This window comes from Lyngbya aestuarii BL J, from assembly GCF_000478195.2.
Lineage (GTDB): Bacteria > Cyanobacteriota > Cyanobacteriia > Cyanobacteriales > Microcoleaceae > Capilliphycus > Capilliphycus aestuarii.
Genome location: NZ_AUZM01000361.1, coordinates 1 through 466 on the forward strand (window position 1 = coordinate 1; position 466 = coordinate 466).

Genomic DNA, 466 nt, shown 5'->3' on the forward strand with positions numbered 1-466 from the left:
TTCTCCCAGATAGCTAAGGAACGTTGATGGAGGGGTTCGGCTTCATCGTAGCGTCCTTGGGACTTGTAGAGGTTTGCCAAGTTGTTGAGGCTGGTGGCGACATCGGGATGATTTTCTCCCAGGGCTTTCTCCCAAATAGCTAAGGAACGTTTGTAGAGGGGTTCGGCTTCATCGTAGCGTCCTTGGGAACGGTAGAGTGATGCCAAGTTGTTGAGACTGGTGGCAACACGAGGATGGTTTTCTCCCAGGGCTTTCTCCCAAATAGCTAAGGAACGTTTGTAGAGGGGTTCGGCTTCATCGTAGCGTCCTTGGGAACGGTAGAGTGATGCCAAGTTGTTGAGACTGGTGGCAACACGAGGATGGTTTTCTCCCAGGGCTTTCTCCCAAATAGCTAAGGAACGTTTGTAGAGGGGTTCGGCTTCATCGTAGCGTCCTTGGGAACGGTAGAGTGATGCCAAGTTGTTGA

General features: G+C 51.5%; 1 protein-coding gene. It reads right to left on the minus strand.

The features are described from left to right. On the minus strand, positions 1–466 hold a 466-nt coding region (locus M595_RS28525), incomplete at both ends, for a tetratricopeptide repeat protein (protein ID WP_023070015.1).